This is a genomic window from Rhodococcus sp. MEB032 (assembly GCF_030208925.1).
GTDB classification, from domain to species: domain Bacteria; phylum Actinomycetota; class Actinomycetes; order Mycobacteriales; family Mycobacteriaceae; genus Rhodococcus_F; species Rhodococcus_F qingshengii.
This window is the reverse complement of sequence record NZ_JARVSY010000026.1, coordinates 40,293-64,880: the sequence shown is the minus strand read 5'-3', so window position 1 is coordinate 64,880 and position 24,588 is coordinate 40,293. Positions and strand designations below refer to the sequence as shown.

Below are 24,588 nucleotides of genomic sequence, written 5' to 3'. Positions count from 1 at the left end.
GCTGAGCGCGCAATTGGGTATTCGACAGTCAGCTGTGTGCTTTGGGGATGTCGATCATCAACTGGGATGGTGGATCGGATGTCGATACGGTGTATGCCGGACGGATGTCGACCGTGCCGACAAACGACTGCAGGATCGCACTGTTCCTGGCTGCACTGTCTATGCGCGTGATGTTTCCGCCCTCGTGAGACACGGAGTTGAGCGACGAATCCGATTGGACTCCCATCAGGTCGACTTGAAGTATCGATCGACTTCCAACGTCCACGACTGTGCTGTCACCCGCTCGTATTGCTTCACTGACGTATTCGGTTTTCCAGAACACAGATCCGCTTCCGTCGAAGCGATAGGTGATGCGGGTGAAATCATCGTGATCGATCACGTCGATCTCGGTCACATCGACGCGCGGAGTCGGTGAAGGGACCTCCGTGTCGTTCGGGAACGGGGGAGGCATGGAGATCTCGGTGGATGGGGCATCGATCGGGGGAGAGCCGACCTGAAGGGTGCCGGTTTGTGTTGCAGCATCGAGCACGGCCTGGGTGGAAGATTCGCCGGCAGTGCTGGATTCGCCGGCAGTATTGGATTGGCCGTCTGTTTGACACCCGGTGAGCAGCGCGAGAATCGATATGGCTCCGAGCAGAGCAATCAGCCGGTGACCGTTCATGGATCGAATCTAACGGCGGTCGATCTGGGGTACAGCCGAATGCCGAAACCTTGCGGTGCGGCCAGCTGCGGCAGGTGGTGCCCTCGGTGAGACTCGAACTCACACTGGACGGGTTTTGAATCCGTTTCCTCTGCCAATTGGGATACGAGGGCTTGTTGCGATGACTACATTAGAAGATGCGATTTCAATGTCAAACACCGGTACCCTCTAATCGTTCGCGTCTCGTGTCGGGGCGGTTCGATGGAGGAGGATGGTGGCCATGAATTCGCCGCAGCCGCAAGGCAATCAGCTCGCACCCCGTCGTGTTGTCGTCGCTGAAGACGAGGCGTTGATCCGCATGGATCTGGTCGAGATGCTCCGCGAAGAGGGCTACGACGTCGTCGGTGAGGCCGGTGACGGGCAGGTTGCGGTGGAGTTGGCCGAGTCGCTCAAGCCTGATCTGGTCATCATGGACGTGAAGATGCCCAGGAGAGACGGCATCGACGCCGCTTCGGAGATTGCCGCCAAGCGGATCGCTCCTGTTGTCATTCTCACAGCGTTCAGTCAGCGCGAGTTGGTCGAGCGCGCACGCGATGCCGGCGCCATGGCTTACTTGGTCAAGCCGTTCTCGATCAGTGACCTCGTTCCCGCTGTCGAATTGGCGGTCAGTCGTTTCCGCGAGGTGACGGCGCTCGAGCGTGAGGTCGCTGATCTTTCCGACCGGCTCGAAGCACGCAAGCTGATCGAGCGAGCAAAGAGTGTTCTGATGGTTCGCCAAGCGCTCACCGAACCTGAGGCGTTCAAGTGGATTCAGCGCGCCGCGATGGATCGGCGCTCCACGATGAAGGCGGTCGCACAGGTCGTACTGGAAACTCTGGGCGGTGAACCGGACGCTTGAGCAAAGTGTCCGGGTTACCCGGTTGCTGCGTCGACCGTCGAAACGTCGCGCAGCGCTACAGCCGTGTAAACACTGTGCACCTTCAGATAACAGTCAGGTCACAGGGCTTTCTTGAAGGATCGCGAAACGGTTCCAAGGTCTAGCGTCTGATCCCACAGCGAGCGCCAGTTCGGGTGGCGCGAGCACCGGCTGATCTTAGGAGCGTGGGATGGCTAGACGAACACTTGTGCGTACTGCTGCAGTTCTCGGCGCGGCATCACTGGCACTTGCAGGCTGTAGCTCGGACAAGTCGGATGACTCGTCTTCGAGTGGCTCTACGTCCGGCGCTTCTGCCGCGACGACATCCGTCACGACTGATTGCACCCCGGAGCAGGCCAAGGCCGGCGCCACCCCGTCCACGGAAGCACTGCGCATCGGCACGCTTCTTCCCGATACAGGCAGCTTGTCGTTCCTCGGGCCGCCGATGGTCGCGGGCACCCAGCTGGGAGTCAACGACGTCAATGCAGCCGGAGGCGTTCTCGGCCAACCGGTCCAGCTGATTCCCGGCGATTCGGGTGACACCACAACGGACACCGCCAATACCACCGTCGACCGCGAATTGGCTGCAGGCACTCAGGTCATCGTCGGCGCCGCGTCGTCCTCGGTCTCGCTCAAGGTGATCGACAAGATCGCCAGCGCAGGCGTCGTGATGTTCTCGCCTGCCAACACCTCGGACCAATTCGTCTGCTACCCAGACAAGGGCATGTACTTCCGCACCGCTCCGACGGACGTACTGCAGGCTCAGGCCGTCGCACAGCTCATTTCGGACGACGGTGGTCAGCGCGTAGCGATCATGGCCCTCAACGACCCGTACGGGACGGGTCTGGCGGACAACATCGAAAAGAATCTGATCGATTCGGGTGTCCCCTCCGATCAGATCGAGAAGATCATCTACGACCCGAACGCGCAGTCGTTCAACTCCGAAGTCGATCAAGTCAAGAACTTCAATCCGGATGCAGTGGCACTGGTGGGCTTCGAAGAGTCGGCGAAGATCATCACGCGCATGCACGAAGTGGGCATCGGCCCGTCGGACGGAATGGCGATGTACGGCGTCGACGGCAACATGGGCAACGCTCTCGGCGAATCCGTGGCGAAGCCGTTGCTCGACACCATGCAGGGAACGACGCCCCTGACGGACGTCGGAGCTGCCTTCCAGGATCGTCTGAAGGCTGTGAACCCCTCTCTGATCGACTTCAACTACGCCGGAGAGTCATACGACGCGGTGGTGATCTCAGCGCTCGCTGCCGAGCAGGCGAAGTCGACGGCCGGTACCGACATCGCAGCCAACATCAACAGCGTCACCGAAGGCGGCACCAAGTGCACGTCCTACGTCGAGTGCCTGCCGTTGGTGAAGGCGGGAACCGACATCGACTACGACGGCATCACCGGTGAGTTGGACTTCAACGATTCGGGGGAGCCGTCCATCGGTTCGTACGGAAAGCTCAAGTTCGGCCCTGAGAACACCCTGACCACAGAAGGATTCGTGGTGGTGGGCAAGTAAGCAGCCAAGGAGAATGGGCCAGGGTCTCGCGACCCTGGCCCATTCTCGTGTCTGTCCTACTTCTCTTTGCTTCCGGCAAGCGTTCCCAAGTACAGCTCGATCACTTTGGGGTCGTTCATCAGATTGGCGCCGGTGTCGGTGTACGCGTTCTTACCCTGATCGAGTACGTAACCGCGGTCGCAGATCTGAAGGCAGCGGCGCGCGTTCTGCTCGACCATGATGACCGAGACACCGGCAGCATTGATCTTCTTGCAGCGGATGAACACCTCGTCCTGGAACATGGGGGACAGGCCCGCGGACGGTTCGTCGAGCAGCAGCACCGACGGATCCATCATCAGGGCCCGGCCCATCGCGACCATCTGGCGTTCGCCGCCGGAGAGTGCGCCGGCCTTCACCTTTCGTCGTTCACTCAGAAGAGGGAACAGTTCACTCACGAAGGCGAATCGTTCCGCGAATGCCTTGGGCCGCAGATAGATGCCCATTTCGAGGTTTTCTTCGATGGTCAGAGTCTGAAAGACGTTCTGTGTCTGAGGGACGTACCCGACTCCCTTCTGAACGAGGACGTGAGCGGGCGCAGACGTGATGTTGTCCTCGCGTAGGGTGACCGACCCTTCGCGTACCGGTATCAGTCCGAACAGTGATTTCAGGAGTGTCGATTTGCCTGCGCCGTTCGGTCCGATGATCCCGACGATTTCCCCTTCCTTCAGGAAGAAGTTGCATTCACGCAGGATGTTGACGCCGGGAATGTAGCCCGCGACGAGGCTGTCGGCGCGGAGCAGGGCACCTGCCGACAGTCGCTGATGCTCCTCGGCCGTCGCGGCGAACTCTGCAGGCGTGAGTGAACGTGCGTGGTTCTCGCTCATGGCTTCTCGTGCCTTCCGCGCGGTTCCTCGGGACTCGATTCCAGCGTCGCGGCGAGATCGGCCGGAAGGTTGTCGATGTCGGGTTCCGACAGGTCCCCGCCCGTCTCGAGGGTTTCGACCTCGGCTTCAGCCAGGGCGGCGGCCAGAACGGCCGTCTCGCCCACCGGATTTCCGTTGTCGTCGAACTCGAGGGCCTGGTCATGGTGGCTGCCCAGATATGCGTCGACGACGGCTGTATTGGACGAGAGTTCGTCCGGGGTGGATTCGGCGATGACGCTGCCCTGCGCCATGACCACCACCCAATCGCTGATGTCTCGGATCACGTCCATGTCGTGCTCGACGAACACGACGGTCATTCCGTCGTCGCGCAATGACTTGATGTGTCCGAGCAGGCTTTGCGTCAGAGCAGGATTGACCCCCGCCATCGGTTCGTCCAGCATCACCACCGAGGGCGAGGTCATGAGTGCGCGAGCCATTTCGAGCAGTTTGCGCTGCCCACCGGAGAGTGAACCGGCGAGGTCGTCGGCCTTGGTGTCGAGTTTGAATCGTGCGAGGAGTTCGTTGGCGCGTTCGGTGATCTCGCGTTCCTGGCCTTTCCAGATCCACGGGACGAGAGATGCAAAAATGCGTTCACCACGTTGGCCGGTGGCACCGAGACGTACGTTGTCCAGCACGGTGAGTTTGGAGAGCGCCTTGGTCAACTGGAACGTCCGTACCACTCCTTTCCTGGCTACCTGGTGGGGATACATGCGGCCCAGCGATTGACCGTCCATCGACCACGTACCGGTGTCCGGCCGGTCGAATCCGGTAAGGAGGTTGAAGAGCGTCGTTTTTCCGGCACCGTTTGGACCGATCAGACCCGTGATGCACCCTCGTTGAATCTCGAGGTGATCGACGTCGACGGCCTTGAGACCGCCGAACGTCCGCGAGACGTTGTCAGCGACCAACACCGGGTCGGGTTTCGCCGATCCGGGAAGGTGAGGAACGTCGGCAAAGATCTTTGCTCTGGTATCGGCGTCAAGCATTGAGTTGCACCTCCCGCTTGTTACCCAGTATTCCCTGCGGTCTGAAGACCATCAGGAGAGCAATCATCAATCCGAGCAGGACATACCTGGTGGCCCCGACCTGTTGTTCGGTCAGCGAGAGCAGCGGATTCTCGCCGGAGATCGCCTGACGCAGCAAGGCATCAGGGATGGCGAGGAGGAACCAGAACAACATTGCGCCGACCACCGGGCCGAATACCGTTGCCGCCCCGCCCAGAATCAGTGCGCCGAACGCGAAGAACGTCTGCGCGGTCGAGTAGAAGTCCGGGTTGATGGACTTGGTCTGCAAAGCGTTGAACACCCCGGCCAGACCACCGATCACGCCGCCGAGAACCAGCGCCTGCATCTTGTACACGAACACGTTCTTGCCCAACGATCGCGCTGCGTCCTCGTCTTCGCGAACCGCCTTGAGGACGCGCCCCCACGGGCTGTGCGTCAACAGGTAGACAAATCCGCACAAGATCAAGACCAGGGTCCACCCCACGACCATCGACCAGAGGTCGTCTCCGTAGAACTTCACGCCGAGAAACGAGTATTGCTTGGCCGAGTCGAACGGGCTCAGTGCGGTGAACGGATCTGCGAAACCGAAGAGGCCGTTGGTGGAACCGGTCACCGAATCCGACGCGGTCGAGCGGAAGATCAGACGCAAGATCTCCGAGGCCGCGATGGTGACGATGGCGAGATAGTCGGCGCGCAGACGCAGCGTCGGAATACCGAGCACGAGCGCGAGAAGGCCGGCTGCGGTGAGTCCGACGAGGATGCCGAGCCAGAGCGGCTGGTCGTAGGTCACGGTCATGATGCCGACGCCGTAGCCGCCGAGAAGGGCAAAACCGATCTGACCGAAATTGAGCAGTCCGGCGTAGCCGAAGTGCAGGTTCAACCCGATTGCCAACAGTGCGTAGAAGATTGCCGACGGCCCGATCAGCTGGGCGAAGGAAACCTGGAAAGCTCCCATGATGTCCATGTTCGTCACCCGATCCTTTGTCTGGATCCGAGGATGCCCTGGGGGCGAACCACGAGGATCACGATCAAGACGAGAAGTCCGCCGATGTATTTGAGGTCTGGGTTGATGATGAGCGTCGAGAGTTGGACCAGAAGTCCCACGATGACGCAGCCGAGTAGCGCCCCGTACGCGGTTCCCAGACCACCGAGGGTGATTCCGGCGAACATGAGCAGCAACAGTTTGAAGCCCATTTCCCACTGGACGCGTCCGCCGAGTTCGGAGATGCCGAACAGCACACCGCCGAGGGCGGCCAATCCGCCGCCGAGACCCCAGACGAACATGATCACGCGCTCGACGTTGATTCCGGACGAAGCGGCGAGGTCACGATTGTCGGAGACGGCACGCATGGCCTTTCCGATGCGAGTCTTCTGCAGAAGCAGTGCGACGCCGACCAGGACGACCAGACTGACGATCATGACTATCGCGTTGGCGTCGGTCAGTGCGATCGGGCCCCAGTTCTTCTCGACCTGGCCCTGGTAGTCGTCGAACGGTTCGGCGCGGTCGGAGAAGAAGATCAGGATCAAGTAGCGCAATGAAATCGCGAGGCCGATCGAGACCACCAATTGCGCGATCAACCCGGTCTTGCGCTTACGCAGTGGTTTCCAGACGATTCCGTTGGTCAGCAGGCCGATGCCGATGCCGACGAAGATCGCGAGGATCGTGGCGGGAATCAGCGGAACGCCGAAGGACGTGTTGATCACCCAGGCAGCAACGGCTCCCAACGTCACCATCTCGCCGTGAGCGAAGTTGGTCAGGCCAGTGGTGCCGTAGATCAGGCTCAAACCCACACCGGCGATCGCGATCACGAGGCCGAACCGCAGACCGTCGACCGTCGTGCGGATCAGCTTCTCGCCGAAGCTGACATTCGAGGCGGTACGTACCTCGCCGAACGAGAAGATCACGGTGTTCGCGCGGCCGGCCACCACCTCGCGTTCGACAGCGGCTTGCACACTGACCCCGTCGGGAAGTGTGTCGGCAACGATCTCGAAGGTGTAGGTGCCCGGTGCCACGGCCAGTTCCCAACGGCCGTTCGATGCCGATTCTCCGGTGGCGACTTCCGTGCCGGAAGAATCGAGTGCACGCACGGTGACGCCCTCGAGGCGTGTGCCGCCGTTGTTGAGATTGCCGCTGACGGGGACAGCGTTGTCGGGAACCGGTGCTGTCGGTGGCGCGGATGCTGTCGGGGTCGGCGGTGTAGGGGAAGTGGTCGGTTCCTGAGCCGAAGCAGTTCCGGCCAGGCTGAGTAATGCGAAGAACGTCAGTAATGCAAAGGCCAGTAGTCGGCTGAGTGTCGCGAGGGTCTGCCGTTTCACTACGGGTGGGGCCACGTACGTCCTCCGAGCGGGTCGGGAATAGCGCGTCTGGACAAAGTGCCGCGCAGCAGAGGGATTGTTTCGCTGCTGCGATTTCCGGACTCTAACGGCTCCGTTCGCTTCAGATGGGGTTCTGAGATTTCCGGGATGTTTCGGTTCCGTATCGAAGGCGAAGGCTGCATCAATTGTCCGATTCTTGTGTCTGTTCCTGCGTAAACAACGGCGAAGGCGTCGATGTCGGTCGCGATCCCTAGACTGATGAACCGTGAGCCCCGCAACCACAACTCGGTCCAGCACGTCCACCGCTCCAGCCGGCACCACCGGCAAGGCGGACGATCGCCCTCTTCTGATGCTTCTCGACGGGCATTCGTTGGCGTTTCGCGCCTTCTACGCGCTGCCTGCAGAGAACTTCAAGACACACAGTGGGCAGGCCACCAACGCGGTGTACGGCTTCACGTCGATGTTGATCAACCTTCTTCGTGACGAGCAGCCCACCCACCTGGCCGCGGCCTTCGACGTGTCGCGTCAGACGTTTCGCGCCGACCTGTTCCCCGAATACAAGGCGCAGCGCGCGAAGGCTCCTGACGAATTCAAGGGCCAGATCGACATCACCAAGGACGTTCTCGGCGCGCTGGGCATCCCGGTCATGGCCGAGGAAGGTTTCGAAGCCGACGACGTGATCGCCACCTTGACCACGCAGGCGGAGGCCCTCGGATACCGGGTTCTCGTCGTGACCGGTGACCGTGACTCGCTGCAACTGGTGACCGACAACGTCACTGTGCTCTACCCGAAGAAGGGTGTCTCGGAGCTCACCCGATTCACGCCGACGGCCGTAGAGGAGAAGTACAGCCTCAGCCCGGCGCAGTATCCCGATTTTGCTGCACTGCGCGGCGACCCGAGTGACAACCTCCCCGGCATCCCCGGCGTCGGCGAGAAGACCGCCACCAAGTGGATCCGTGAGTACGGCGACCTGCAGGGACTGGTCGACAACGTGGACAAGGTCCGCGGCAAGGTGGGCGACTCACTGCGGGAGAACCTCGCGAACGTCCTGCTCAATCGTCAGCTCACCGAAATGGTTCGCGACGTTCCCTTGCCGTACACGCCCGAGCAGTTGGTGTTGGCCCCGTGGGACCGCGAGAAGATTCATGCGTTGTTCGACGATCTCGAGTTCAAGGTTCTCCGCGATCGACTGTTCGCGACCCTGTCGTCGTCCGAGCCCGAAGCAGAGGAAGGGTTCGAGGTCAGCGGCGACGCACTCGCCCCGGGTGCGGTTGCCGCGTGGCTCGACGCCCACGCACGAACCGGTGAGCGTCACGGCGTGACGGTGCTCGGAACCAGAACTCCGTTCGCCGGCGACGTCACTGCACTCGCGATCGCGGCCTCCGACGGTGAATGTGCATACATCGCGGCGTCGACGGCAACACCGGAAGACGAAGCAGCTCTCGGTGATTGGCTCGCCGACGCATCGCAGCCGAAGGCGCTGCACGAAGCCAAGTGGGCGATCCATGCTCTGCGTGGGCGTGGTTGGACGCTCGGTGGACTGACCAGCGACACTGCTCTGGCCGCGTACCTCGTCCGGCCGGGCCAGCGCAGCTTCAATCTCGACGACCTCTCGCTCCGCTACCTCAAGCGTGAACTGCGCGCCGAAACATCCGGCCAGGAACAGCTTTCACTGCTCGACGACACCGAGCAGCTCGATGCCGAAGCGGCCGAGACCGCGATGCTCAGCGCTCAGGCCGTTCTCGACTTGGCAGCTGCACTGGACACCGAGTTGGAGTCGATCGAATCCAAGTCGCTCCTCTCCGACATGGAACTGCCGTTGACGATCGAGCTCGCTCAGATCGAGGCCACCGGCATCGCCGTCGACAGCGCGCATCTGCACGATCTTCAGAGCCGTTTCGCCTCCCAGGTCGCCGACGCAGCAAACTCGGCCTACGAGGTGATCGACAAGCAGATCAACCTGGGTTCGCCGAAGCAGCTGCAGGTGGTCTTGTTCGAAGAACTCGACATGCCCAAGACGAAGAAGACGAAGACGGGCTACACCACCGACGCCGAGGCGTTGCAGGGTCTGTTCGACAAGACAGGACACCCGTTCCTCGAACACCTTCTCGCGCACCGTGATGCGACGCGTATGAAGGTGACCGTCGACGGTCTTCTCAAGGCCGTAGCCGAAGACGGACGCATTCACACGACGTTCAACCAGACGGTTGCCGCGACCGGACGTCTGTCGTCGACCGATCCGAACTTGCAGAACATCCCGGTGCGAAACGACGCGGGGCGCGAGATTCGCGACGGATTCGTAGTCGGGCAAGGGTTCGACGTTCTACTCACTGCCGACTACAGCCAGATCGAAATGCGCATCATGGCGCACGTATCAGGCGACGAGGGACTGATCGAGGCATTCAACACCGGTGAGGACCTGCACAGCTTTGTCGGCTCGCGCGCATTCGGTGTACCGATCGAAGAGGTGACTCCAGAACTGCGGCGCCGGGTCAAGGCGATGTCCTACGGTCTGGCCTACGGGCTCAGTGCCTACGGATTGGCGTCGCAGCTGAAGATTTCGACCGAAGAAGCGAAGCAGCAGATGGATGCGTACTTCGCTCGTTTCGGCGGCGTGCGGGATTACCTCCACGCGGTGGTCGAGCAGGCACGTAAGGACGGCTACACCTCGACGCTCTACGGTCGTCGTCGCTACCTGCCGGACCTCAACAGCGACAACCGTCAGCGTCGTGAGGTTGCCGAACGTGCTGCCCTCAATGCGCCGATCCAGGGCACTGCGGCCGACATCATCAAGGTGGCGATGATCAACGTGCAGAAGGCTCTCGCTGACGCCGGATTGAAGTCGCGCATGCTGTTGCAGGTGCACGACGAATTGGTGCTCGAAGTGGTTGCCTCCGAGTTGGAGGAGGTCACCGCGCTGGTCAAGGACAAGATGGCCACAGCCATCGAGCTGTCGGTACCTCTGGATGTTTCGGTGGGAACCGGTCGAAGCTGGGACAGCGCGGCTCACTAGGCAGCAACGAAAAAGGCTGGGCCGGAATCGACTTCGATTCCGGCCCAGCCTTTTCACGCTATTCAGCAGATGCGGTCTGCTCTGCGATCTGCTTGCGGACCTCGTCCATGTCGAGTGCCTTGACCTGAGTGACGAGCTCCTCGAGCTGAGCGGCGGGAAGCGCGCCGGCCTGGTTGAACACGAGTACGCCTTCGCGGAAGGCCATGATCGTGGGGATGGAGCGGATGTTGGCGGCCGCTGCGATTCCCTGCTCGGCCTCGGTGTCGACCTTGGCGTGAACGACGTCGGCATGCTTCTCCGAAGAGGCTTCGAACGTCGGTGCGAACTGGCGGCACGGGCCGCACCAGGAGGCCCAGAAGTCCACGAGGACGACGTCGCTGCCGTTGATCGTTTCGTCGAAGTTCTGCTGGGTGAGTGTCTGGGTGGCCACAGGGGTCCTTTCCATTGTGCGGGCTGTTGGTGTGTGCAACGCCCCGGAACCGCTGATTCTTCCCTGAGCCGATTTCAGCTTGCGTTCTCGGTCGCCCGAAACGTCCGGCGGTAGGCCTGCGGCGTGGTGCAACGCAGACGAATGAAGTGCTGGCGAAGCACGGCACCGCCGCCGAATCCGACGCGTTCTGCGATGACGTCGACGGAGAGGTCGGAATTCTCGAGGAGATGTTGGGCGGCCAGTACTCGCTGATCGCTGAGCCAGCGGGCGGGGGTTGTTCCCGTTTCCGCTTGGAAACGGCGCGCGAACGTGCGCGCGGACATGTTCGCGCGGGCTGCGACCATGCCCACAGTGAGGTCGAGGGCGAGGTTCTCCGTCATCCAGTCGAGGAGCGGGGCAAGGGTTGCACTCGGCGTCGAGGCGAGGGGAGTGGCAACGTACTGGGCTTGCCCACCGTCACGATGGGGCGGCACCACCATCCTTCTCGCGATGCCATTGGCAACGCGAGAACCCTGTTCTTTTCGGACGATGTGCAGGCACAGGTCAATTCCTGCCGCGGTGCCTGCGCTGGTGAACACCGGATCTTCGTCCACGTACAACACGTCCGGATCGACCTTGGCTTCCGGATACGTCTGGGCAAGCCTCTCTGCATGCCGCCAATGCGTCGTGCATCGCCTTCCGTCCAGTAGTCCAGCCGCCCCGAGGACAAACGCTCCGGTGCACAGACTCGCCACCTTGGCGCCCCGGGCTACGGCCTCGTTGAGTTTGACCAACAGGGGATCGACACTCGAGTCGGGACTCGGTGAGCACATGTACGCGTCGCCGGCGTCGTAGGTTCCGCCGGCGGACACGACGATGAGATCGGCGTCGTCGAGAGAATCGAGGTTGTACGGAACATCGATGTTGTACCCGAACCGCGTTCGGATCGGACCCGGAACTGCGGCGATCAGAGAGAAGTCGTACGTGGGGAGGCCGTCGTCGGATCGGTCGAAGCCGAAGACTTCACATGCGACGCCGAGTTCGAACGCTTCGGTCATCGGCATCAGTGGGACCACCACTTTCGCGAGCATCTTTCGAGTGTGACAGAAAAACAGGAAAGTGGCAGAAAATCGTCCAAGTCTGGCTTTTCTGCCACTACTGCCACGTGGGACATTCCGTCAGGCTGGACACATGGCAATCATCGTCGTCAGCGTCTTGGTCCTACTGGTCCTGAACGTACTAGCTCTTGCCGGCCGAACGCCCGACACTCGTCACGACGTCAGTCCGCACGGAGACTTCACCCTTTGAGGGCAAGTCTGGCCTTTCAATACACCGCAGCTGCGGTGGTGTGGGGAGCCAGTTTCCTCTTCATGAAGATCGGGCTCGAAGGTCTGTCCTTCACGCAGGTAGTTCTGTGGCGCTTGGTCTTCGGTGCGCTCGCGCTGGTTCTCGTGTCAGCGGTCGGCCGGATCGGCCTACCGAGGGACTTTCGCGTCTGGAAACACATGGCTTTTCTCGCAGCGACACAATGCATCGTGCCGTGGCTGCTGTTCAGTTGGGCGGAGCAAAACATGTCTTCGGGACTCGCGAGCATCTACAACGCCACCACGCCACTGATGACTATGGCTGTCTCCCTTGCCTTTCTGCCGGGGGAGACGCTGACGCGATACAAATCGCTGGGGTTGCTTCTCGGATTCGGTGGGGTGCTGATCGTATTGGCGCCGTGGAATCTCGGCGTCGGCGGAAGTGTCAGTTCTCAGGTCGCTTGCCTGGGAGCGACTGCCTCGTACGGGATTTCGTTTGTCTACCTCAGACGTTTCGTGCTTCCTCTCGGCGTCGACACCCGCACGGTCGCGCTATTACAGATCAGTATCGGTGCATTCGTGATGGTTTTGGCCTCACCGGTCATCGCGAATACACCGATGCACCTGACGCCGGCAGTTGTCCTGTCGATGATCGCTCTGGGCGCACTGGGGACCGGGCTCGCATTCATCTGGAACACCAATGTCGTTCAGGGGTGGGGGCCGACTGCGGCGTCCACCGTCACTTATCTCAGTCCAGTGGTGGGCGTCGCTCTCGGCGCAATAGTCTTGAACGAAAGCGTTGGCTGGAATCAGCCGGTTGGTGCACTCGCGGTGATCGCGGGAATCCTGGTGACCCGACGTGCAACCCGATCTGTCACAGCGGCGGCGTCAGTAACCATTCCGTCTTCTGTTCGCCGTCCCAGCGCCTGATCGCGCCGCAGCGCCCTTGAATCACGTCGGTTCCCAGCAGGGCGATGGCTTCACCCAGACGTGCAGGTTCGACGCGTCGGGCGAGCGTCACATGAGGCGTCCACGCGCCGGGCTCGACGTGGGCGGGAAGCGCCGTCGAACCAACGGTTGCCTCGGCTATTTCTCGGTGCAGGTGAAGGAGTGCGCGCGAAGGAATGACCGAGCGCGCCAAGACCATCTGCTTGCCGCCGAACACGATGTAGCCACCGAGTCGGACCTCGAAGTCAGGGGCCGAGAAGCGCCGCTTCAACAGTTTGTCGATCTCCGCGGGGATCTCACGGGCGACGAACAGTGTGATGTGCGGACGGTTGGACGGGCTGTGATGAGAGGCCTGACTTGGTAAACCGGCGTCGGCGAGAAGCTGCCACTGTGCTCGGACTTCCGACTCACTCACTGGATCGAGGAGCAATTCCACCGACTGGACCATGGTGAGCAATGATTGCCTGATGACAGGTGCGAGCGCAATCGGTACTTCGGCCATGCGGCTGGGACTCATGCACGGCGACGGAATCGGCCACGAAATCGTCCCGGCGACACGGCAGATCGTGGATGCGGCGTTGTCAGCGGTTCATGCTCCGCCCGTCGAGTGGGTCGAGCTTCCGCTCGGGAACACGGCCATCGACAGCCACGGCACACCGATTCCCGACGAGACCATCGATTCGTTGGGGCAGCTGCAGGGTTGGATTCTCGGACCCCACGACAGTGCGTCCTATCCGGAGAGGTTTCGCGGACAACTCACACCCGGCGGCGTCATCCGGAAGAAGTTCGAGCTGTTCGCGAACATTCGGCCGGCAGCGGCGTTCCCCGGTGTCAAGGCAATGGTCCCCGACATGGATCTGGTGATCGTCCGCGAGAACACCGAGGGGTTGTACGCGGATCGGAACATGGCAGTCGGCAGCGGCGAGTTCATGCCGACGCCCGACATCGCGCTGGCCGTCGGTGTGTTCACCCGCGCTGCGTGTGAACGGATCGCACGCACTGCCTTCGCGTTGGCGTCGCGACGGCGCAATCACGTCACGATCGTCCACAAAGCCAACGTCCTCACACTGACCACCGGCCTGTTCCGTGACGCCTGCCGAACAGTCGCTGCGGAGTACCCACACGTAGTCGTCGACGACGAGCACGTCGACGCGATGGCGGCGCACCTGGTTCGGCGCGGCGGCGACTTCGATGTCGTGGTGACCGAAAACATGTTCGGCGACATCTTGTCGGATCTGGCGGGCGAGCTGTCCGGTTCACTCGGAACCGCGCCGTCGATCAACGCTTCCGAGACGCAGGTCATGGCTCAGGCTGCGCACGGTGCCGCACCCGACATCGCCGGGAAGAATCGGGCGAACCCGACGGCACTGTTCCTCTCGAGTGCAATGATGCTCGACTGGCTCGGTCATGCGCGTGGCGATCGGTTGTTGTCTGCGGCAGCACGCCGGATTTCAGAGGCCGTTCGCACGACCATCGCGTCGGGCATCGCGACCGCCGACCTCGGCGGTTTGGCATCGACCAGCGAATTTTCCGAAGTCGTGTACGCACACACTCTGCGTCGCTGATTCTTGTACGACAGGCCGGAATCTTGCGAAGTCGGCGACGGTGGAACTCCTGCCGTAACCTACCGTTCGACTGAATTTCGGATGGACGTTGCAAGTGCGGCGATCGACGAGTGGAGAGCAGAGTCGTGGTCGATGAAAACGCACGGGCACCAAGGCCACGTGGCGTGAGTTATGGCTCGAGCAGTGGTGGGCGTATCCGTGCCAACGTGGTGCGAGTCTTGTTGGTGGGCTTGATCGTCGCACTGTGCGGCGGGTGTGTGACCAACAACGAGGGCCTCGTTCCGGAGGGGCCGCCACTTGACATCCAGAAGGTGCCCGAGATCGCCGCCCTGTTGCCCCCGAACGTCAGGGAGTCGGGCAAGCTGCAGGTCGGGGTCAACATTCCTTACGCACCAAACGAATTCAAAGATGAGAATGGCAAGATCGTCGGCTTCGACGTCGACATCATGAACGCAGTGGCGACTGTGCTCGGGGTCGAAGCTGTCTATAATCAGGCCGACTTCGACAAGATCATCCCCGCTATCCAGTCGGGAAGCTACGACCTCGGCATGTCTTCGTTCACCGACTCCAAGGAGCGGGAGAAGTCGGTCGACTTCGTCACGTACTACAGCGCAGGTATCCAGTGGGCTCAGCGGCCGGACAATCCCGTGGACCCGAACAATGCGTGTGGGTTGCGAGTGGCGGTACAGACCACAACTACCGAGGACATCGACGAAGTACCCGCCAAGAGCGAGGCATGCGTTGCTGCGGGCAAGCCGCCCATCGAGAAGATTAAGTACGACAGTCAGGACGACGCGGCCAACGCACTCATCCTGGGTCGAGTCGACGCGTTGTCCGCTGATTCACCGGTGACCGGCTACGCGATCAAACGGAGTAAGGGGCGGATGGAAGCTGCGGGTCAGCCCTTTGATTCCGCGCCGTACGGCTGGCCGATCGTGAAGGGTTCCGCCCTCGGTCCCGCCCTGCAGCAGGCAATGCAGTACCTGATCGACAACGGTGTCTATCAACAGATCGCGCAGACCTGGAGTGTCGAGGCCGGCGTCATCGAAGTATCCAAGATCAACGGCGCGGAAAGCTGATGAACATGACAACAACTGAGACTGGCGATCCGGCGCCGATCAAGGCGATCCCACTGCGCAGACCGGGCCGATGGGTCGCAGCAGTCGTGGTGGTGGTCCTGGTAGGGCTCTTTATCTACGGTTCGGCGACCAATGAACAGTTCGGCTGGGCGACTTACCGCCAGTACCTCTTCGACGCTCGAATTTCGAAGGCCGCCTGGGTCACCATTCAACTGACAATTCTGTCGATGGCAGCCGCGATCGTTCTGGGCATCGTCCTCGCGGTAATGCGGCTGTCGCCGAACCCGGTGCTGAAGTCCGCTGCCTGGGTGTATTTGTGGGTCTTCCGCGGCACGCCCGTTTACGTCCAGCTCGTCTTCTGGGGTCTCTTCCCCTCCATATACAAGAGCATCGATCTCGGCGTTCCGTTCGTCCATCAGTTCGTGCATTTCGACATGCAGGATCTCCAGGCGGCGTTTCTCTTCGCAGTCATCGGACTCGCATTGAACGAGGCGGCGTACATGGCCGAAATCGTCCGTGCAGGTATCGCCTCGGTCAACGAAGGTCAGACCGAAGCGTCAGTGGCTTTGGGAATGACGTGGGGCCAGACGATGCGGCGAACGGTCCTTCCCCAGGCGATGCGGGTGATCATCCCACCGACCGGCAACGAATTGATCAGCTTGCTCAAGACGACTTCGCTGGTGACCGCAGTGCCGTTGAGTACCGAACTCTACGGACGAGCGAGAGACATATCCGGGGCAAATTTCGAGCCGATCCCACTCTTGATGGTCGCGGTTACGTGGTACCTCGCAATGACCAGTGTTCTCATGGTCGGCCAGTACTACGTCGAACGCCACTATTCGAAAGGGTCGACGAGGACGCTCACCACTCGCCAGCTTCAGGCACTCGCCGACGCACAGGGCAAAGAAACGGTAGTGGAGACACTCCCGGATATTCCAGGAGGAGAACGCAGATGACACCGATGGTCAAGGCAGACCGGGTCTGTAAGAACTTCGGCGCGCTCGAGGTTCTCAAAGGGGTCTCACTCGAAATCGATCCCGGCCAAGTTCTGTGCCTCGTCGGGCCGTCCGGGTCGGGCAAGTCGACGTTCTTGCGCTGCATCAATCACCTCGAGCAGGTCAACGCCGGCCGACTGTACGTCGACGGCGACCTGGTGGGCTACTCGGAGAAGAACGGAAAACTGTACGAACTTCACCCGCGAGCAGCGGCCAAACAGCGCCGCGACATCGGGATGGTGTTTCAGCACTTCAATCTGTTCCCGCACCGCACCGCTCTCGAGAACATCATCGAAGCGCCGACGCAGGTGAAGCGCGTCAGTAAGAAGAAGGCTGTCGAACGAGCGAAGGACCTCCTCGATCAGGTCGGGTTGAGCGCCAAAGCCAACGCCTACCCGGCCCAGTTGTCGGGTGGTCAGCAGCAAAGAGTTGCCATCGCCCGCGCTCTCGCGATGGACCCGAAGCTCATGCTGTTCGACGAGCCGACGTCCGCGCTCGACCCCGAACTGGTCGGTGAAGTTCTCACCGTGATGAAGCAGTTGGCCAAAGAAGGTATGACGATGGTGGTCGTCACCCACGAGATGGGATTCGCCCGCGAGGTCGCCGACCAGTTGGTGTTCATGGACGGGGGAGTTGTGGTCGAGGCAGGCGAGCCGCGGGAACTCCTGGCCAATCCTCAGCACGACCGGACCAAGGCTTTCCTGTCGAAGCTGCTGTAGCCGTCAGGGTTTGACGGCGCTGAAAATTGCAGTGCCCGGAAAGAGTTGGCCGCGCAGGGGACTCCACTGTCCCCATTCGCGGTCCAACCACTCCGGCCATTCGGGCTCGATGATGTCGCGCACCTGAAGTCCGGCGGCGACGATCTCACGAACCCGGTCGCCGATGGTGCGGTGATGCTCGACGTAGGTGGGGACTCCGTTGTCATCGACCTCGACATACGGGGTGCGGTCGAAGTAGGGGAGGGTCGCGGTCAAGCCTTTCGGCCCGGGATCGTCGGGGAAGATCCATCGAATCGGATGGTTGACGGCAAAGACCCACGATCCGCCGGGACGCAGAACCCGGGCGACTTCGTTCATCACTCGCTGCGAATCGGCAACGAACGGGACGGCGCCGAACGCGGAACAGACGATGTCGAAACTCCCGTCGGCAAACGGCAGGAGTTCCGCACTTGCCTGAATCAACGGGACTGCCGGCCCGCCGGCATTCATCGCGTCCTGCCCGCGGGCGAGCATCCCCATCGAGATGTCGAGACCGACGGCCCGAGCACCGTGTCCGGCGAGCCATCGGGCGCACGGCGCGGAGCCGCAACCCACTTCCAATATGTCTTTGTCGACTATGTCGCCGAGCAAGTGGTGATCGCCCTCGTGCAGCCCTTCGGGGCACCAGACGAATTCACCTTCCGCGCTGTTCACGCCCAGAAACTCGCCGTGGGTTCGGTGGTAATCGTCGGCGTCGGCGTCCCACCACGCACGGCTGGCGCGGTCGCTGGCACTTGAATCGACACGGACTCGGCCGACGCCGCTGGTACCGAGAATGGAATTGGCAGCGGCATGGCGCTCGTCAGACATGAACAACACAGTAGAACGGGTGATGCGGGCGCAGGGTACCCGGGTTTGCCCGGCAAGATAGCCGACGCGTAGTCTTACTCACGCGAGTGTCTGTCATCCGACCGATTGTCTATACGAGATCTTTACCAAGGTCTCGGAATCAGTCGGACCGAGGGAGCTCGCGGTGCGCTTCCGCGGTGTGGAATGTGATCCGGTATTCGGTTGTTCGTTATTGATGCAGCTGGGTACTTCGATCTAGTACTTCACAAAGTACTTCCAACATTTGTACGCCACAGTTGCGCATCTCGTCCGACAAAATCCATCAACCGACCACAACTCGTCCGGAGCAATTCAACATATGCCCTCCACAACCGTCACCTCGCCGCAGGTTGCCATTAACGACATTGGCTCCGCCGAGGACTTCCTCGCCGCCATCGATGCCACGATCAAGTACTTCAACGATGGCGACATCGTCGAAGGAACCATCGTCAAGGTCGACCGCGACGAGGTTCTGCTCGACATCGGTTACAAGACCGAAGGCGTCATCCCTTCTCGTGAGCTCTCCATCAAGCACGACGTCGACCCCAATGAGGTCGTCTCCGTGGGAGATGCGGTCGAGGCTCTCGTCCTCACCAAGGAGGACAAAGAAGGTCGACTGATCCTGTCGAAGAAGCGCGCTCAGTACGAGCGTGCCTGGGGCACCATCGAGGAGCTCAAGGAGAAGGACGAGGCCGTCAAGGGCACCGTCATCGAGGTCGTCAAGGGCGGCCTCATCCTTGACATCGGTCTTCGTGGCTTCCTCCCCGCTTCGCTCGTCGAAATGCGTCGCGTCCGCGACCTCCAGCCGTACGTCGGCAAGGAGATCGAGGCCAAGATCATCGAGCTCGACAAGAACCGCAACAACGTGGTCCTGTCGCGCCGCGCATGGCTCGAGCAGACTCAGTCCGAGGTTCGCAGCGAATTCCTGCACCAGCTCCAGAAGGGCCAGGTCCGCAAGGGCGTCGTGTCCTCCATCGTCAACTTCGGTGCATTCGTGGACCTGGGCGGCGTAGACGGTCTGGTTCACGTTTCCGAGCTGTCTTGGAAGCACATCGATCACCCGTCCGAGGTTGTCGAGGTCGGCACCGAGGTCACCGTCGAGGTTCTCGACGTCGACCTGGACCGCGAGCGCGTCTCCCTGTCGCTCAAGGCAACACAGGAAGATCCGTGGCGTCAGTTCGCCCGCACGCACGCCATCGGCCAGATCGTGCCCGGCAAGGTCACGAAGCTGGTTCCGTTCGGTGCATTCGTGCGCGTCGAAGAGGGAATCGAAGGCCTCGTTCACATCTCGGAGCTCGCTGAGCGCCACGTCGAGGTTCCGGACCAGGTTGTCGGCGTCGGCGACGATGCACTCGTCAAGGTCATCGACATCGACCTCGAGCGTCGTCGTATCTCGCTGTCGCTGAAGCAGGCCAACGAGGATTACAACGCCGAGTTCGATCCGTCCAAGTACGGCATGGCCGACTCGTACGACGAGCAGGGCAACTACATCTTCCCCGAGGGCTTCGATCCCGAGACCAACGAATGGCTCGAGGGCTTCGACAAGCAGCGTGAAGAGTGGGAGAACCGCTACGCCGAGGCTGAGCGTCGCCACAAGATGCACACCGCTCAGATGGAGAAGACCGCTGCAGACGAGGCCGCTGAGGCTGCCACCGCTGCTGCCGGCTACTCCTCGGAGACGGCTGCTGCAGACGACGCCGAGGCTCCGGCTGCTGCCGGCTCCGCTCCGGCCGAGTCCGCTGGCGGATCGCTTGCCAGCGATGCACAGCTCGCCGCACTTCGCGAGAAGCTGTCGGGCAACGCATAAGGATTACCGCTTGATCTGATCAGGCGAGATCTGTGAAGAACCCCGCCCCTGCACGTGCAGGGGCGGGGTTCTTCTCTCTGCCAGGTGTCACTTGCGAGCGAAGAATCAATTCAGTGAGTGAACACAAAAATGACCGGCACCGAAGGGTTGCCGGTCATTTTGTACTTCGTGAAGAGAACTCAGTTTGCGGGAGCAGGCACCCAGTAGGTGGCGGTCGCTTCGGCTGTGCGCTTACGCATCGACGCGAAGCTGTGTCGGCCTTGGCTCACGAGCATCGTGAACCACGTACGACGGTGCTCTGCCAGGGCAAAAGCAACTTCGGGAAACTCTATGCAGTGCACGCCGTTCGGCATTCCGAGGCGGTGCTGACCGTGATGGTCGCGATCTGCTCGCATGGCGTCCACTTTCTCGAGAAGGTGCAGGTACAGGTGCGTTCGCTAGAACATAACCGCACGGTCACCGAAATTGTGGTATTTGAGCCTCGAACGCCCCGGCGTGTTCGATCAGTAGGCGTGTCTGAATCTCTCGGGCGCGGAGATGAGAGACTGTCGAGTGTGTTGAGAGTTGGCCTCACTGGAGGCATCGGAGCCGGTAAGTCGACAGTGTCGAAAATCCTCAGCGAACTGGGAGCCGTCATCGTCGACGCCGACCTGATCGCCCGAGAAGTGGTCGAGCCCGGTACTCCGGGACTTGCCGCTCTGGTCGATGCATTCGGCGACGGGATTCTGTCCGAGGACGGCAGCCTCAACCGACCCGCGCTAGCGTCGTTGGCGTTTGCCGACGACACGTCACGCGGAACTCTCAACGGCATCCTCCACCCACTGATCGGTGCGCGGACGATGGAGCAGATTTCGTCTGCGCCGTCGGATGCAGTGCTCGTTCAAGATATTCCGCTGTTGGTCGAGGGTTCGATGGCGCCGGCATTCAATCTGGTCGTCATCGTCTACGTCGACGAGGAGGAACGAGTTCGACGCTTGGTGGGCTCGCGCGGCATGCCTGAATCCGACGCTCGTGCGCGCATCGCAGCGCAGGCAAATGACGATCAGCGTCGTGCTGTTGCCGACGTGTGGCTCGACAACAGCGGAGAGCCGGGTTCACTCGACGACGTGGTCCGCGACTTGTGGGCGAATCGACTTGTTCCCTTCGAGAAGAACCTCCGCGAGGGCACGGTAGTGCGCGCACTGCCCGAGCTGACTCCAGCCGACCCGTCGTGGCCGGCGCAGGCCGAACGAATCATCGGCCGGTTGTCGTTGGCGTCCGGTGACCGCGCGCGCCGTATCGATCACATCGGATCGACCGCAGTGCCTGGTCTCGATGCCAAGGACGTGATCGACATTCAGATCACTGTCGAGCACCTCGGCGTTGCCGACGACCTCGCGGAAGATCTGGCCGCTGCCGGGTTCCCCCGGATCGAGCACATCGTCGCCGACGACCCGAAACCGTCGTACCTCGGTGGCGAGACCGATCCGGCGGTGTGGGCGAAGCGGATCCACGGGAGTGCCGATCCAGGGCGCCGCGCGAACATTCACATTCGGGTGGACGGTTGGCCAGGTCAGCAGTTCGCGATCCTCTTCCGCGACTGGCTTCGCGCCGATGCGTCGGCGCGTGCCGAATATGCCGAACTCAAGGTCAAGGCAGCCGAGAGTGCCGCCGGCATCGACGACTACGCCGCTGCGATCGACGCCTACCTGGGTGTCAAGACGCCGTGGTTCGACGCCGCTTTCCACCGGGCATGGGAGTGGGCCGAGAAATCAGGCTGGTCCCTCTAACCACTCAGCGCCACGTGACCGGCATGCCCACCGAGGTGAGCCAGGCGTCGAGATCGTGACCGTGGGCGGCGATGCCGTCGATAGCGCGGGCCGCGTTCAGCATCGCACGCTCTGACGTCTTCGGGTCGAGAATCCCGGCGGTGTTCGCCTCGAGCAATTCGTCGACGTCGAGCAATTCGACGCTGCGTCCGGTCTGCACGATCAGGTCGAGGTAGTGGTCCTCGGACGTCCAGACCTGGTCGCCGCGGATGAAGTCGCCGATGTCGACATAGAAATCCCAGTCTCGGATGTGTTCCGGGGTGAAGTGCAGGATCGACGCCCGAATTCCGAGTTCGGGAATGATCCAGGACTCCAAGTAGTGAAACCGGGGATGGTCGGCGTGGCGCGCCATGTACAACCCCCACGGTTCTTCGCGGTAGTGCTCGACCGGGCGAACGAAGCCCTTGGGATCGACGTTGGTGCGAGCTGCGATGTCGAAGGTTTCGACCTTCGGCCGGTGAATGTGGGGACGTTCCTCGCTCATGGTCGAAGAACCTACCGCCGAACTGCATTTTCGGCTGAACGCGGACGAGCGGGCATTGTGTCGGTAGGTGCGCTTACCCTGGTTTCATGGCGTTTGCTTCCGAACATCCCGTGGTCGCGCATTCCGAGTTTCGGCCGGTTGGTGACATCGAGCGCTCAGACGCGCGCTTCGAGGTCGTCAGCCCGTACGAACCGGCAGGCGATCAGCCGGCAGCTATCGCCGAGCTGGAGAAACGGATCAACGAGGGGGAGAAGGACGTAGTCCTCCTCGGTGCGACCGGTACCGGTAAGTCGGCCACGACTGCGTGGTTGATCGAGAAGCTGCAGCGCCCAGCTCTGGTGATGGCTCCGAACAAGACTTTGGCGGCTCAGCTCGCGAACGAGCTTCGGGAAATGCTACCCAACAACGCGGTCGAGTACTTCGTCTCGTACTACGACTACTACCAACCCGAGGCGTACATCGCCCAGACGGACACCTACATCGAGAAGGATTCGTCCGTCAACGACGATGTCGAGCGGCTGCGCCACTCGGCGACGTCCAGCCTTCTGTCACGACGGGACGTGGTCGTGGTGGCCTCGGTGTCGTGCATCTACGGCCTCGGTACACCGCAGTCGTACCTCGATCGCTCGATTCAGCTGGACGTCGGTGTGGAGGTGCCGCGGGATGCGTTCCTGCGTCTGCTCGTCGACGTTCAGTACAACCGCAACGACATGGCGTTCACGCGAGGTTCGTTCCGCGTGCGCGGCGACACGGTCGAGATCATTCCGTCGTACGAAGAGCTGGCGGTCCGCATCGAATTCTTCGGTGACGAGATCGAGGCACTGTACTACCTCCATCCACTGACTGGTGACATCGTTCGCCAGGTCGACACGGTTCGTATCTTCCCGGCGACGCACTACGTCGCCGGCCCTGAACGCATGGAGCGTGCCGCCAAGGACATCGAGGCGGAACTCGAAGAGCGACTCGCCGAGCTCGAAGGCAAGGGCAAGCTCCTCGAGGCTCAGCGTCTGCGCATGCGTACGCAGTACGACCTCGAGATGATCAAACAGGTCGGATTCTGCTCCGGCATCGAGAACTACTCGCGCCACATCGACGGCCGTGGCCCTGGAACTGCCCCCGCAACCTTGATCGACTACTTCCCGGAAGATTTCCTTCTGGTCATCGACGAGTCGCACGTCACGGTTCCTCAGATCGGCGCCATGTACGAGGGCGATATGTCGCGCAAGCGAAACCTGGTCGAGTTCGGATTCCGGCTACCGTCGGCAACAGATAACCGCCCTCTGACTTGGGAAGAATTCAGTCAGCGGATCGGTCAGACCGTCTACTTGTCGGCGACACCAGGTAAGTACGAGTTGGGTCAGTCCGGCGGTGAGTTCGTCGAGCAGGTGATCCGCCCGACCGGATTGATCGATCCCGAGGTCATCGTCAAACCCACCAAGGGACAGATCGACGATCTCGTTCACGAAATCCGCGAGCGAGCGGAACGTGACGAGCGTGTGCTGGTCACGACGTTGACCAAGAAGATGTCGGAAGATCTGACCGATTACCTGCTCGAACTCGGTATTCGCGTCCGCTACCTGCACTCGGATATCGATACGCTCCGGCGAGTCGAGTTGCTCCGTCAGCTCCGCCTGGGGGAGTACGACGTGCTGGTCGGCATCAACCTCCTGCGTGAGGGACTCGACCTTCCCGAGGTGTCGCTGGTCGCGATTCTCGATGCCGACAAAGAAGGTTTCCTACGTAGCTCCACCAGCCTCATTCAGACGATCGGCCGAGCGGCTCGAAATGTATCCGGTCAAGTGCACATGTATGCGGACAAGATCACCGCTTCCATGGCGCAGGCCATCGAGGAAACCGAGCGACGACGCGAGAAGCAGGTCGCCTACAACGAGAAGATGGGCGTCGACCCACAACCTCTACGCAAGAAGATCGCGGACATTCTCGATCAGGTGTACGAGGAGGCAGAGGACACTGCGGCGTCCGTGGACGTCGGTGGTTCGGGTCGCAATGCGACGCGTGGTCGGCGTGCGCAGGGTGAGGCCGGTCGTGCGGTCAGTGCGGGTGTGTACGAGGGGCGCGACACCAAATCGATGCCTCGGGCCGAATTGGCAGATCTGGTCAAGGAACTCACCGATCAGATGATGAACGCTGCACGTGACCTTCAGTTCGAGTTGGCTGGGCGATTGCGAGACGAAATCTCGGATTTGAAGAAGGAGCTTCGAGGAATGGACGCCGCGGGTCTCAAGTAGGTCGCCTCGCGTGCGTTCGTGCTTTCGACCGCTACGGTTTC

General features: G+C 61.5%; 22 protein-coding genes and 1 tRNA gene. 11 read left to right on the top strand and 12 right to left on the bottom strand.

Translation table 11 applies throughout. From position 1 onward, the window contains the following. Nucleotides 1-28: 28 nt before the first annotated feature. On the bottom strand, nucleotides 29-661 hold the full coding sequence (locus QRN54_RS24285; RefSeq protein ID WP_285183230.1) for an AMIN-like domain-containing (lipo)protein: 633 nt from the start codon (nucleotides 659-661) through the stop codon (nucleotides 29-31). 75 nt (nucleotides 662-736) lie between these two features. Continuing rightward, nucleotides 737-813: transfer RNA gene (locus QRN54_RS24280), tRNA-Leu, on the bottom strand. A gap of 107 nt (nucleotides 814-920) precedes the next feature. Between QRN54_RS24280 and QRN54_RS24275 the strand changes: the two genes are divergently transcribed. Together QRN54_RS24275 and QRN54_RS24270 are read left to right on the top strand one after the other, a co-directional pair. Then, entirely contained in the window at nucleotides 921-1,538 is a 618-nt protein-coding gene (locus QRN54_RS24275; protein WP_003944029.1) for an ANTAR domain-containing response regulator, read from the top strand. 208 nt (nucleotides 1,539-1,746) lie between these two features. Beyond that, nucleotides 1,747-3,078: an ABC transporter substrate-binding protein gene (locus QRN54_RS24270; protein WP_003944031.1), complete on the top strand. Its 1,332-nt coding sequence runs from the start codon at nucleotides 1,747-1,749 to the stop codon at nucleotides 3,076-3,078. 56 nt (nucleotides 3,079-3,134) lie between these two features. Here QRN54_RS24270 and QRN54_RS24265 read toward each other — a convergent pair whose 3' ends face one another. The 4 genes from QRN54_RS24265 to QRN54_RS24250 are packed head-to-tail and all read right to left on the bottom strand — an operon-like array spanning nucleotide 3,135 to nucleotide 7,264. Beyond that, complete coding sequence (locus QRN54_RS24265) at nucleotides 3,135-3,941, bottom strand: ABC transporter ATP-binding protein (protein WP_007728720.1); 807 nt, start codon at nucleotides 3,939-3,941, stop codon at nucleotides 3,135-3,137. Next, the gene (locus QRN54_RS24260; protein WP_063316078.1) at nucleotides 3,938-4,966 is read right to left on the bottom strand and encodes an ABC transporter ATP-binding protein; all 1,029 of its coding nucleotides are present in this window, start codon (nucleotides 4,964-4,966) and stop codon (nucleotides 3,938-3,940) included. The genes QRN54_RS24265 and QRN54_RS24260 overlap by 4 nt, the downstream gene beginning before the upstream one ends. After that, on the bottom strand, nucleotides 4,959-5,948 hold the full coding sequence (locus QRN54_RS24255; RefSeq protein ID WP_003944088.1) for a branched-chain amino acid ABC transporter permease: 990 nt from the start codon (nucleotides 5,946-5,948) through the stop codon (nucleotides 4,959-4,961). The genes QRN54_RS24260 and QRN54_RS24255 overlap by 8 nt, the downstream gene beginning before the upstream one ends. A 5-nt stretch (nucleotides 5,949-5,953) precedes the next feature. Then, complete coding sequence (locus tag QRN54_RS24250) at nucleotides 5,954-7,264, bottom strand: branched-chain amino acid ABC transporter permease (RefSeq protein WP_223304673.1); 1,311 nt, start codon at nucleotides 7,262-7,264, stop codon at nucleotides 5,954-5,956. A 301-nt stretch (nucleotides 7,265-7,565) separates the two neighbouring features. On the opposite strand from QRN54_RS24250, the gene polA reads away from it, so the two are divergent. Then, on the top strand, nucleotides 7,566-10,313 hold the full coding sequence (polA, locus tag QRN54_RS24245) for a DNA polymerase I (RefSeq protein ID WP_007728727.1): 2,748 nt from the start codon (nucleotides 7,566-7,568) through the stop codon (nucleotides 10,311-10,313). A 58-nt stretch (nucleotides 10,314-10,371) separates the two neighbouring features. Here polA and trxA read toward each other — a convergent pair whose 3' ends face one another. Further along, nucleotides 10,372-10,743, bottom strand: a complete 372-nt coding sequence (gene trxA / locus QRN54_RS24240; RefSeq protein ID WP_003944106.1) for a thioredoxin — start codon at nucleotides 10,741-10,743, stop codon at nucleotides 10,372-10,374. 74 nt (nucleotides 10,744-10,817) lie between these two features. Further along, a complete protein-coding gene (locus tag QRN54_RS24235) occupies nucleotides 10,818-11,813 on the bottom strand; it encodes a helix-turn-helix domain-containing protein (RefSeq protein WP_003944097.1) in 996 nt (331 codons plus the stop codon). Between the two features lie 213 nt (nucleotides 11,814-12,026). Between QRN54_RS24235 and QRN54_RS24230 the strand changes: the two genes are divergently transcribed. Then, a complete protein-coding gene (locus QRN54_RS24230; protein ID WP_285183226.1) occupies nucleotides 12,027-12,956 on the top strand; it encodes a DMT family transporter in 930 nt (309 codons plus the stop codon). On the opposite strand, the gene QRN54_RS24225 is transcribed toward QRN54_RS24230, so the two are convergent. Continuing rightward, the gene (locus QRN54_RS24225) at nucleotides 12,901-13,476 is read right to left on the bottom strand and encodes a 2'-5' RNA ligase family protein (protein WP_158646451.1); all 576 of its coding nucleotides are present in this window, start codon (nucleotides 13,474-13,476) and stop codon (nucleotides 12,901-12,903) included. The two genes, QRN54_RS24230 and QRN54_RS24225, sit on opposite strands and share 56 nt — an antisense overlap. On the opposite strand from QRN54_RS24225, the gene QRN54_RS24220 reads away from it, so the two are divergent. The 4 genes from QRN54_RS24220 (at nucleotide 13,442) to QRN54_RS24205 (ending at nucleotide 17,332) form a co-directional block, all read left to right on the top strand. Beyond that, nucleotides 13,442-14,539 (top strand): isocitrate/isopropylmalate dehydrogenase family protein, encoded by a 1,098-nt coding sequence (locus tag QRN54_RS24220; RefSeq protein WP_285183225.1) that lies wholly within the window; start codon nucleotides 13,442-13,444, stop codon nucleotides 14,537-14,539. The genes QRN54_RS24225 and QRN54_RS24220 overlap by 35 nt on opposite strands. Nucleotides 14,540-14,703: 164 nt before the next feature. Beyond that, entirely contained in the window at nucleotides 14,704-15,618 is a 915-nt protein-coding gene (locus tag QRN54_RS24215) for an ABC transporter substrate-binding protein (protein ID WP_371683520.1), read from the top strand. After that, nucleotides 15,618-16,574 carry an amino acid ABC transporter permease gene (locus tag QRN54_RS24210; RefSeq protein WP_003944035.1) on the top strand — a complete coding sequence of 319 codons (957 nt, stop codon included), beginning with the start codon at nucleotides 15,618-15,620 and terminating at the stop codon, nucleotides 16,572-16,574. The genes QRN54_RS24215 and QRN54_RS24210 overlap by 1 nt, the downstream gene beginning before the upstream one ends. Next, nucleotides 16,571-17,332, top strand: a complete 762-nt coding sequence (locus QRN54_RS24205) for an amino acid ABC transporter ATP-binding protein (protein ID WP_003944053.1) — start codon at nucleotides 16,571-16,573, stop codon at nucleotides 17,330-17,332. Before QRN54_RS24210 ends, QRN54_RS24205 begins: the two co-directional genes overlap by 4 nt. 3 nt (nucleotides 17,333-17,335) lie before the next feature. Here the strand turns inward: QRN54_RS24205 and QRN54_RS24200 are convergent, their stop codons facing one another. Further along, nucleotides 17,336-18,181: a class I SAM-dependent methyltransferase gene (locus tag QRN54_RS24200; protein WP_064112545.1), complete on the bottom strand. Its 846-nt coding sequence runs from the start codon at nucleotides 18,179-18,181 to the stop codon at nucleotides 17,336-17,338. Nucleotides 18,182-18,518: 337 nt separating this feature from the next. Here QRN54_RS24200 and rpsA point away from each other — a divergent pair, with 337 nt between their 5' ends. Beyond that, nucleotides 18,519-20,006: a 30S ribosomal protein S1 gene (rpsA, locus tag QRN54_RS24195; RefSeq protein ID WP_003944095.1), complete on the top strand. Its 1,488-nt coding sequence runs from the start codon at nucleotides 18,519-18,521 to the stop codon at nucleotides 20,004-20,006. A gap of 179 nt (nucleotides 20,007-20,185) precedes the next feature. On the opposite strand, the gene QRN54_RS24190 is transcribed toward rpsA, so the two are convergent. Beyond that, on the bottom strand, nucleotides 20,186-20,401 hold the full coding sequence (locus QRN54_RS24190) for a hypothetical protein (protein WP_003944056.1): 216 nt from the start codon (nucleotides 20,399-20,401) through the stop codon (nucleotides 20,186-20,188). Between the two features lie 159 nt (nucleotides 20,402-20,560). Here QRN54_RS24190 and coaE point away from each other — a divergent pair, with 159 nt between their 5' ends. Then, nucleotides 20,561-21,775, top strand: coding sequence for a dephospho-CoA kinase (gene coaE, locus QRN54_RS24185; RefSeq protein ID WP_030536741.1), 1,215 nt, complete (start codon nucleotides 20,561-20,563; stop codon nucleotides 21,773-21,775). Between the two features lie 4 nt (nucleotides 21,776-21,779). On the opposite strand, the gene QRN54_RS24180 is transcribed toward coaE, so the two are convergent. After that, a complete protein-coding gene (locus QRN54_RS24180) occupies nucleotides 21,780-22,298 on the bottom strand; it encodes a ribonuclease FAU-1 family protein (RefSeq protein WP_054187412.1) in 519 nt (172 codons plus the stop codon). Between the two features lie 86 nt (nucleotides 22,299-22,384). Between QRN54_RS24180 and uvrB the strand changes: the two genes are divergently transcribed. Continuing rightward, nucleotides 22,385-24,547: an excinuclease ABC subunit UvrB gene (gene uvrB, locus QRN54_RS24175; RefSeq protein ID WP_007728743.1), complete on the top strand. Its 2,163-nt coding sequence runs from the start codon at nucleotides 22,385-22,387 to the stop codon at nucleotides 24,545-24,547. The last annotated feature ends 41 nt before the right edge of the window (nucleotides 24,548-24,588 follow it).